The organism is Aquiflexum gelatinilyticum (assembly GCF_024813435.1).
Classification (GTDB): domain Bacteria; phylum Bacteroidota; class Bacteroidia; order Cytophagales; family Cyclobacteriaceae; genus Cognataquiflexum; species Cognataquiflexum gelatinilyticum.
Map to the genome: position 1 here is coordinate 187990 of NZ_JANAEZ010000001.1, position 9051 is coordinate 197040.

Annotated in this window: 8 protein-coding genes; 3 read left to right on the forward strand and 5 right to left on the reverse strand. The window is 37.8% G+C overall.

The window, feature by feature from the left end; genetic code table 11:
• Positions 1-68 precede the first annotated feature (68 nt).
• The 3 genes from NK987_RS00715 to NK987_RS00725 are packed head-to-tail and all read right to left on the reverse strand — an operon-like array spanning position 69 to position 2587.
• Positions 69-1061, reverse strand: coding sequence for an MlaD family protein (locus tag NK987_RS00715; protein ID WP_259262313.1), 993 nt, complete (start codon positions 1059-1061; stop codon positions 69-71).
• Positions 1062-1063: 2 nt separating this feature from the next.
• Positions 1064-1807 (reverse strand): ABC transporter ATP-binding protein, encoded by a 744-nt coding sequence (locus NK987_RS00720; RefSeq protein WP_259262314.1) that lies wholly within the window; start codon positions 1805-1807, stop codon positions 1064-1066.
• The gene (locus NK987_RS00725) at positions 1808-2587 is read right to left on the reverse strand and encodes an MlaE family ABC transporter permease (protein WP_259262315.1); all 780 of its coding nucleotides are present in this window, start codon (positions 2585-2587) and stop codon (positions 1808-1810) included.
• Positions 2588-2964: 377 nt separating this feature from the next.
• Between NK987_RS00725 and NK987_RS00730 the strand changes: the two genes are divergently transcribed.
• Positions 2965-3630, forward strand: coding sequence for an ROK family protein (locus tag NK987_RS00730; RefSeq protein WP_259262316.1), 666 nt, complete (start codon positions 2965-2967; stop codon positions 3628-3630).
• A 2-nt stretch (positions 3631-3632) separates the two neighbouring features.
• Here NK987_RS00730 and NK987_RS00735 read toward each other — a convergent pair whose 3' ends face one another.
• Both NK987_RS00735 and NK987_RS00740 read right to left on the reverse strand, forming a co-directional pair.
• A complete protein-coding gene (locus NK987_RS00735) occupies positions 3633-5723 on the reverse strand; it encodes a site-specific recombinase (protein WP_259262317.1) in 2091 nt (696 codons plus the stop codon).
• Positions 5724-5867: 144 nt separating this feature from the next.
• Positions 5868-6827 (reverse strand): sugar phosphate isomerase/epimerase family protein, encoded by a 960-nt coding sequence (locus tag NK987_RS00740; RefSeq protein ID WP_259262318.1) that lies wholly within the window; start codon positions 6825-6827, stop codon positions 5868-5870.
• Between the two features lie 196 nt (positions 6828-7023).
• Between NK987_RS00740 and NK987_RS00745 the strand changes: the two genes are divergently transcribed.
• Both NK987_RS00745 and NK987_RS00750 read left to right on the forward strand, forming a co-directional pair.
• Positions 7024-7887: an alpha/beta hydrolase gene (locus NK987_RS00745; protein WP_259262319.1), complete on the forward strand. Its 864-nt coding sequence runs from the start codon at positions 7024-7026 to the stop codon at positions 7885-7887.
• 527 nt (positions 7888-8414) lie between these two features.
• Entirely contained in the window at positions 8415-8867 is a 453-nt protein-coding gene (locus NK987_RS00750; RefSeq protein ID WP_259262320.1) for a hypothetical protein, read from the forward strand.
• Positions 8868-9051 lie beyond the last annotated feature (184 nt).

The following is a 9051-nucleotide window of genomic DNA, read 5'->3' on the forward strand; positions in this document are numbered from 1 at the left end:
CCGACAAAATTATAGTTCCCTAACTTTTTCAAAGTCACAGCATATGAAATTTGAATTCCATTATCAAATCAGTCTTTCTTCTGATTTTCCTCTTCCTTTCTTAGTTCCTTTTCCTGCTTTTTATAATATTTCCTGAAAAGAAAATTCCCTTTCAGCGCTTCCATGTTCTGGTTAAAATTGTAGGTACTCTGTTCAATGTTCTCCATACTTTTCATAAGGGTTTCCCTCATCAAGCTGTCTTTGATAATCAAGCCTGCGGTTCCTTCACCGGATTCGATATTATTTACGATTTTCCTGATTTCTTCCATCATTTTCGCCGCATCAGAACTTGTTTTTAAGATATTCTCTATGGATTCACTTAGATTTTCTGCCATTACAGAGTCTTTAAAAGCCTTTTGAACAATCCCTTTTCCCTGCTCAAATTCCTCCACAAGTTCCTTTCCCTCCTTGGCAAGTGCCGCAGCGTTGGAACCGGCTTTTCTAAATTCCAAGATGGTATTTTTGATTTCCTGAGGAAGATGTTCATCTGAAAGTAATGACCAAAGGCTTTCGCTCTTATTCAATTTATCTGATACTTCCGAGAGGTTGCGTAGGGTTATTTCAAGATAATCACCGGTTATGCCTAGTTTTTCCAACATTTCATCTGTGTCCAAGGGTTGTTTGGAATACAAGGTATCTCCTTCCTCAATGGGCTCGGCATTGCCTTCCTGAGGCAGGATATGCATTATTTTGTTTCCCATCAGGCCGTCAGTATTGATGGAAGTAATCGCGTTTTTCCTGATGAAAGGTTGCATTTTCTTTTGAATATAAAGGGTGACATGGATGGAAGAGTCATTAGCCATTTCTACAGATTTGACAGTTCCCACATCGATTCCCTGAAAACGGACATTATTTCCAGGCACTAGTCCATTTACATTCTCAACTACAGAAATGATGGTGATGGATGAACCAAAAATATTTTGGTTTTTCCCGATCATGTAAAGCGTATATACAAGGAAAAGGAGACCGGCGAGTACCATCAGTCCCAATTTCGAATTTTCAATTTTCTTCTTCTCTTTCATAGTCAGTTGAAAAACTCCCTAATTTTGGGATCTTTGGATAAACGAAGATTTTCATAAGTATCATCTGCATATCTTCTTCCTTCGATCAACATGATCACCCGGTTGGAAGCGATGCGGATGCAGTTCATATCATGGGAAATAATGACAGAGGTAGCATTATATTTTTTTTGCATGCTTACCATAAGTTCACTGATTTCTCTGGCTGTAATTGGATCCAAGCCTGTTGTCGGCTCGTCATAAAGAATTACGCTAGGCTTTAATATTAGTGCACGTGCCAAAGCTATCCGCTTACGCATTCCACCCGAAAGCTCGGAAGGCATCATATTTACTGTATGCGATAATCCAACATCCTCCAAAGCTTCTCGCACAGCCTCCTGTGCATTTTTTTCTCTTTCTTCTTTGGTCCAATGGATCCGTAATGGAAATTCCAGGTTTTCCCGCACTGTCATAGAATCGTACAATGCATTGCTTTGAAATAGAAAACCAACTTTTGCTCTCAATTTATCGAGTTCCTCCTGATCGAGATCATTGATATCTTCATCAAGAACTACGATCTGACCTGAGTCAGGCTGCATCAGTTTTATGATGCATTTGATCAAAACTGATTTTCCTGAACCGGATTTTCCTAAGATGACGAGATTTTCTCCGGGTATTACCTCCATTGAAAAGTCGCGCAGCACATGGTTTTCACCAAATGATTTGTTCACATTCTTTACTTCAATGACCGGTTTTAAAGCCCTTTCCATTTAAGTCAAACCTAATATGTCTGTAATCTGAACCGCAATCAAGTCGATGATAAACACCAACAAAGAAGCGACGATTACCGCAGTGGTGGCGGACCTTCCAACTCCTTCAGTTCCTTTGATTGAATTGTATCCTTTATAAGTCCCGATTATTCCGATGGCAAAACCAAAGAAAAATGTTTTGATCAGAGAAGGAAGCATGTCGCTAAAATCCAATACGCCAAACACTTGAAACCAGTACAAATGCCAACTGACCTGACCTCGGATATTAACCCCCAAATAGCCCCCATAGAGTGAAATGGCATTTGCCAGACTCGAAAGAACAGGTACCATTAAGGTTGCCGCCATAACCCTTGTTACTACCAGGTATTTAAATGGATTGGTGCCTGAGACTTCCATGGCATCGATTTGCTCTGTCACGCGCATCGATCCAAGCTCTGCCCCCATACCTGAACCGATTTTTCCTGCACAGATCAAAGCTGTAATCACAGGAGCGATTTCTCTGATCAACGAAACAGAGACCATGGATGGGAGATATGATTCTGCTCCGAATTCGACCAAAGTAGGCCTCGATTGTATTGTCAATACAAGTCCCATGATGAAGGCTGTCACTCCCACCAATGTCAATGTTTTATATCCTATAGAAAAGCATTGGTTGATAAATTCTCTGTATTCCTGTTTTGGCTTGGACACTTCCCTAAAAAATCTTGCAGTAAAACGGGCAATATCCCCAATCTCATCCAGAAATTGATTCTTTTCGATATTTGGGATTTTAACCTTCATATTGAATGGCTTTTATCAAAGATGGTCATTACAGAAGTAAAAAATAGAGGGTATTATCAAATTGATTCATGATGTTTATCATGTTTTATTGATAAACAAAACATTTAAAGAATTGGGAGTTGGCCTTTTTGAGATTAGATAAACAAAAATCTATTCATTGTTTCACCTCCACTTCAAAACCTATTTTTTGAAAATGAAACCAACTCATTTACCTTAATCGCTAATTTCCTATTTTTTTAAAGTTCAAATTCCAAACTTATATGCCTTTATTTTAATATTTTAGCTTCAAATTTGTGATTTGTAAGTATTCTAATGTCTATTCTTCATTTGAAAGAGCAAGTCTATTTTTTAACTTGCAGTAAATAACCCCTACTAATTTGAAAATACTCGTCATAGATATCGGAGGAACAAACGTCAAGGTAAAGGCAAATAACGATCAGGAAAGAAGGAAAATCCCTTCAGGGAGTTTTATGAATCCTGAAAAAATGGTTTCAGAAGTCTTGGAATTTACCAAAGATTGGGAATATGACTACATCTCCATTGGGTATCCTGGTATTATCAAAAAAGGCAAAATCATGACCGAACCCAAGAATCTTGGCCAAGGTTGGATTGGATTTGACTTTGATTCAGCTTTTGGAAAACATGTAAAAATCATGAATGATGCATCAATGCAGGCTTTAGGTTCTTATCGGGAGGGTGTGTTGTTATTTTTAGGGTTAGGTACCGGATTGGGATCAGCCCTTGTCGTAGATGGAAGCGTAGTACCAATGGAACTTGCACATCAGGAATATAAGAAAGGGACTTTCGAAGATTATGCAGGACTGCGTGGCTTGGAGAGAATGGGTCAAAAGAAATGGCAATATCATGTCAAAAACATTATTTCAAAATTTTCTGATGCATTTCTTCCTGATGATGTGGTTATCGGTGGGGGCAATTCCAAACTCTTGACCGAACTGCCTCAAGGCTGCAGGTTTGGGAACAACAACCTTGCATTTCAGGGTGGATTTAGAATGTGGGAATATATCCCTGAAAATCAAGGATAGGTTTATTTTTTTATAGGTCTTACCTTCCTCTCTCCAGATTCAGGGTTTTTGTCATTTATCGAAACCCTATCATCTTTCTCTTTATTGGACTTATTTTCTTTTAGAGAAACATTATCGTAAATCGGCAGAAAAAAGTGATGGGGACTTTTCAAAAACCGGAGCATTAAGATCCCAAAAAGTTTCTTGCTTTGCTTGAATGTTACATTTCTTGATTTGATTGCGACAAAGATCGCCAGAGAAAAACTCACCAGAAAGTTCATTACTCCTATCCCGAAAATTCCTGATACCGTCAATAAAACCTCATTCAAAGTCAGTTGCTCCCCGACTGAAACAAATGCCAACCCGAAATTACCACTTGCAAATGTAATATGTTGGACGTCAAGAGGCAGACCGAAAATTATTCCTAATGAACCCAAAGAACCTAAGAAAACACCAAGAAAGAAATTTCCAGCCAGGCTTCCGAGATTATTATCAAGGTAATCGCTAAGACTATCTGTTCTTTTTTGACCAAAAACCCTGATCAATCCTTTGTGGTTTTTGATTCTTTTGGGAATTTGATTGTAGACATTTTTATTGTCATAATAACCGGAAATCATTCCTGAAAGAAAAAGAAAAACACCAGTAATTCCTGCATGAAACAAAGCCAGACTATTTATCGGGTTCATTTCTGAGATTAATTTGAAGGCTTTCTCTTGACCGGCAATATGACTGCCCGAGAAATAATGGTAACCATAAGCAATCAGAAATGCCACAGGGAAAGCCACAATTACATTTCCTACGAAAGCGATGAATTGTGATCTGAAAATTTTAACCACAAATTCAGCCAAGTTACCCAGCGCTACAGATTTTGGTTTCTCAACTTCATCCAAAGCAGCAGCAAGTTTGGAAGCTGTCATGGCGGGCTGCTTGGTGGCCAGAGTGGAATGAGTCAGGTGAATTCCAATAAACCCAATAGAGTAATTCATACTGTAAAGAAAAGTTTCCCCAAAAAGTGGTAGCCTCAGGTAATAAATCAGAACTTTGATGACAGAAAGAAATCCGACAATAAAGCCACCACCCATGGAGGAAACCAACATATCCCACCATTCTTTGGAAGAATTGGCTATATAATGTTCTCCTGTTTTGCCGGCATGTTCTGTAATCTGAAAAGCCAATAGATTGACATTTTGTTCAATGTGATCACCTAGACTGTTTTTTCTATTTACAGCCTTTACAAGAATTTTCAGCAATTCAATTTCCCCTTGAAAATTTGACTTGTCTTTTGATTTTGTAACCAGCTTTAAGAGAGATTTAAGCCTATCGATATTTTGACTGAGCCGAAGTAGCATATAAGAAAGATGCAAATCAGTTCCAAATTTCTTTTTGTCCTTACGAATCAAGAGCAAGTATTCCTCACATTGAGACAGCATGACCATGAGGTGTTTGAAATCTGTGTTTTGATCAGATTTATCAAAATCTTCAATATTTTGGAATTGGTCTACATAATCAAAAACAGATTTGTTTTGAACGATAAAGGGAGAATCAAAATATTCCAATTCCGGGAGCTTAGACAGGATTTCAGGTTCTAAGCCCAAAGCAGATATCCTTTGGGAAAGTACAAGAATGCTGTTGAGCGATTGGGAAATCAAACGGTCCTTTTCAGACAAATTTTCGATTTCGATACATCCGAGCAATTCAAAAAAGTCGGCATAATCCTCAGTTGGAATATCACTGATCCAGAGGTAATCCCATTTTTTATGAAAAACTGAAACAAAAATGGCCATCACGTCCATTTCATCATAAACCTTGGGAAGGAAGTAAGTATTGATTCTCTCAAAAGCTTCCGGAAAAAATCCTTTGCCAGTGAGGATACCGGATTCTGATAAAATCTGTATGTACTGTTTCTGGTCAAACAGGGCTTTCAAATATGACCGAAACATCACAATAAGTTCCGGATCCTTTTTCAAACCATCTTTAAAAGTGTTCAGATTATCTTTAGCAAGATAGAGCCTACCTTTTGGTGGACGAATGTGATCTATGACAGCCAAAAGTAAATCTGAAGATTTATCCTGATGTTGAGTTTTTATTTGGTAAAGAATATCTGAAAAGTCCATTTACATCAAGATATAAAATATAGCATATTCAATATAACCTGAAAATCCACACAGGTGTTCCATCTTTCAGCTCCCAAATGATAACTTGGTATTGTTTAATAACTTGATTTTTCTTTTTAAGAAAATAAATTTGCCTCTTTATTTTTAATCTAAACCTACAGTTGCCAAAGCTTTCTTGATCGCATCCATATTGGCTCTAAGCGCATCCTCATTTTCCATGTCATTTAGATTCTGATTGAAAGGTTCAGCCCTCACAGGACCTTCATAACCGATATCAATAATGCCCTGAAGAAAATCCTTGGTATTGATCACTCCTGTGGCCATAGGAAGTTCTCTTTTCCCATCCCATTGAGTTTCCCTGGTAAATCCCAACCTTGCATCATTCAGATCGACCACCACAACGTCTTCAGGCTGAAGCGTCCTGATATCATCCAAAGTGTCGTTTGCACAATACCAATGGAAGGTGTCCAATACAAATCCAACATTACTTTCACCGATTTCATTGATCAATTCCTTTCCTTCCTTCATACTGCCTATAAAGGGATAGCGGTTTTGGGTCATCATTGTCCTCATTCCAAGGTATTCCAATCCAAAACGGATCCCATGATCTTTCATTACCTTGGCACATTCACCTAGCCGATAAGCGTGCTGTTTCATGTTTTCATTGTATGTCAGTTCATTATGTGAAGAAATGATCCAGGTATTCATTAGGGATGCACCCTGCTTTTCCATCGTCTGGCAAAACTTTCTCAATCCTTTGAAATCATCGTTGAATCTGCTGTTGTCACGGCGAAACTCCACAGGAATATTCGTAGAATCATAAGTTATTCCGTATTCCTTCATTTTAGCAAGAATTTCATTTAGCTGACCATCAGTGTAGTTTTCCATTATTTCTTGAGTAAAAGGACTGATAGCTTCATATTGATATTTGATGGCGTAATCCAAAGTTTGGGCAAAATTGGCCTTGACCCCAATAATCCCCGGATTAAGAGCAATTCTGAATTTCCTTAAACCTTCTTGTTGTGCCAATAATGTTGAAAACGGTGAGCTGACAAGGGCTGCTGTAGCCACAGATGTTGACATTAAAAATTCTCTTCTTTTCATTGCTTGGATTTTTGTAAACAAGATAAGCGATTCGTCCAAAGTTCAAAAACAGATATTGACCATAGGATTACTTCAGGAACCGAAAACAGTGTAATCGTTGGACAAAAAAGTATATATTAATATTTTGTATTAAAAATAAAGGAAAGACTTATTGGTCCGATCTTGATTTTTGAGAAACAATAAATCCCAAATCGCTATGAAAAAAATACTGCTTTCTCTGATATTGATGCCTCTAGTCCTTTCCACTTTTGCTCAAGAAAGCAAAATATTTGATGAGCTTACCATTTCTAGTAAAATCCTCAACATGGAAAGGAAATATGCTGTTTACCTTCCTGCGGGTTATGAAACTTCCCAACGATCCTATCCTGTACTATATCTGCTTCATGGTGGAGGAGATGATCAGACGGGCTGGGTACAGTTTGGAGAAGTGCAACATATAGCTGACAAAGCTATCCAAGAAGGAAAAGCCACAGCCATGATTATCATTATGCCGGATGCCAATACCGGAAAAAGAGGGTATTTCAATGATGTAAACAACGAATGGAGATATGAAGATTTCTTTTTTGAAGAATTGATTCCTGAAGTGGAAAAGAAATTCAGGATTAAGACCGAAAAAAGATATCGTGCCATTGCAGGTTTGTCAATGGGAGGCGGTGGCACTTTCTTCTATGCCATGCACCGACCGGAACTTTTCTCTTCGGCCTGCCCACTGAGTGCATCGCTTAGAAATACCACATTTGAAGAATTCCAAAAAAGTCTCGAAACCAATAAAGTAGTCGTTAAAAATGAATCTGACCTTCGACCTTACTATGACAGACACAACGCACTCCAACAAATAACCCTTAATGATGCAGAAAAAATGAAAACCGTCAAATGGTATTTTGACTGCGGAGATGATGATTTTTTATATGAGGGCAACAGCCTTGTACATATTGCTTTGAGGAAGAAAGAAATTCCTCATGAATTCAGGATTAGGGACGGTGGTCATACATGGACTTATTGGAGAACCTCCCTTCCTGAGGTTTTGGGTTTTGTTTCAGACACCTTTCATCAGAAATAGAAAATTGAGCAAAAAGATCGATCCTTCATGAGATCAACTGTTCGAAAAGTGTACAGTTTCAATACATGTTAAAATTTAAAATTAGTCTGATTTATCAGAATGGCAACAAATTTTGATTGGTATAATGATTGCAGCTACAACTTTAAACACTATAACTATGATCAGTTTCCTTCTTTGGTGCATCCTTTTTATTCTATGTTGGCCGATTGCAATCATCGCCTTAATCCTCTATCCCCTTATTTGGTTATTATTATTACCATTCAGGTTGTTGGGATTTGCAATAGACCTTTCTTTTTCCTTTATCAGAAACCTGTTTATGCTTCCTTTTACTTTGGTTGGCCGGAGGTAAAAAATTGGATTGGGAGTTTCATTTTTGAAATCCTACTTTTTAAAATGTAGGAATATATAGACAAAAAGAACTATTCCTGGGTTTTGGAAATGTCTTCATTCTAAAATAGGCCAAGAAAAAAGATTCTTTAGAAGGTCTAAATTCCTTTTTCTCCCTTTTTTCAATTTAATTTGCACCCATGAATTCTACCACCAAATCAGCGTTATTGGCCAAAGCCCAAGAAATGCTAAGAGATCAGATTAAAGACATCCAACGTCAGCTTACTGAATTGCAGGAATCTTCCGAGGTCGAAGAAAAAAGTTCTGCAGGAGATAAATTCGAGACCCATCAGGAAATGTTGCATCAGACAAGGGATATTTTGGAGAAAAGACTTGCTTCATCAAGGGTAATGTTGGCCCAGTTGAACGCTGTCCCTGTAAAAGAAATGGAAAAAGTGGATGAAGGAGCCTTGATCCAAGTTCCGATGGGAAATATTTGGGTTTCTATTCCTATGGGAAAAGTTGTTTTGGAAGGTGTAGAATACCAGTTGGTTTCCAGAGATTCTCCATTAATTTCAGCACTGTGGGATTTGAAAAAAGGCCAAAGCGCTGATTTTCGGGGAAAGCAGATCGAGGTCAAAGATTTGGTATAGAATCCTCTTTTATAATTTTCAATAACAAAATATACAGTTCAAACCGCCGTCCAGAATTCTGGCCGGCTTTTTTTTTGCTTTATTTCCCTGTTTTTGAAGAAAGATATTTCAGTTTAGAGACTGTTTTTTGGAATGTTCTAAAACCATTTTTTTCCCTTCCGAATAGGCAAAATATTAGTATAAT

What these genes read in the sequence shown, in the direction of transcription:
- NK987_RS00715 (WP_259262313.1), bottom strand. Translation starts at nt 1,061, where the DNA reads ATGAAAGAGAAGAAGAAAATTGAAAATTCGAAATTGGGACTGATGGTA.
- NK987_RS00735 (WP_259262317.1), bottom strand. Translation starts at nt 5,723, where the DNA reads ATGGACTTTTCAGATATTCTTTACCAAATAAAAACTCAACATCAGGAT.
- NK987_RS00725 (WP_259262315.1), bottom strand. Translation starts at nt 2,587, where the DNA reads ATGAAGGTTAAAATCCCAAATATCGAAAAGAATCAATTTCTGGATGAG.
- NK987_RS00750 (WP_259262320.1), top strand. Translation starts at nt 8,415, where the DNA reads ATGAATTCTACCACCAAATCAGCGTTATTGGCCAAAGCCCAAGAAATG.
- NK987_RS00720 (WP_259262314.1), bottom strand. Translation starts at nt 1,807, where the DNA reads ATGGAAAGGGCTTTAAAACCGGTCATTGAAGTAAAGAATGTGAACAAA.
- NK987_RS00740 (WP_259262318.1), bottom strand. Translation starts at nt 6,827, where the DNA reads ATGAAAAGAAGAGAATTTTTAATGTCAACATCTGTGGCTACAGCAGCC.
- NK987_RS00745 (WP_259262319.1), top strand. Translation starts at nt 7,024, where the DNA reads ATGAAAAAAATACTGCTTTCTCTGATATTGATGCCTCTAGTCCTTTCC.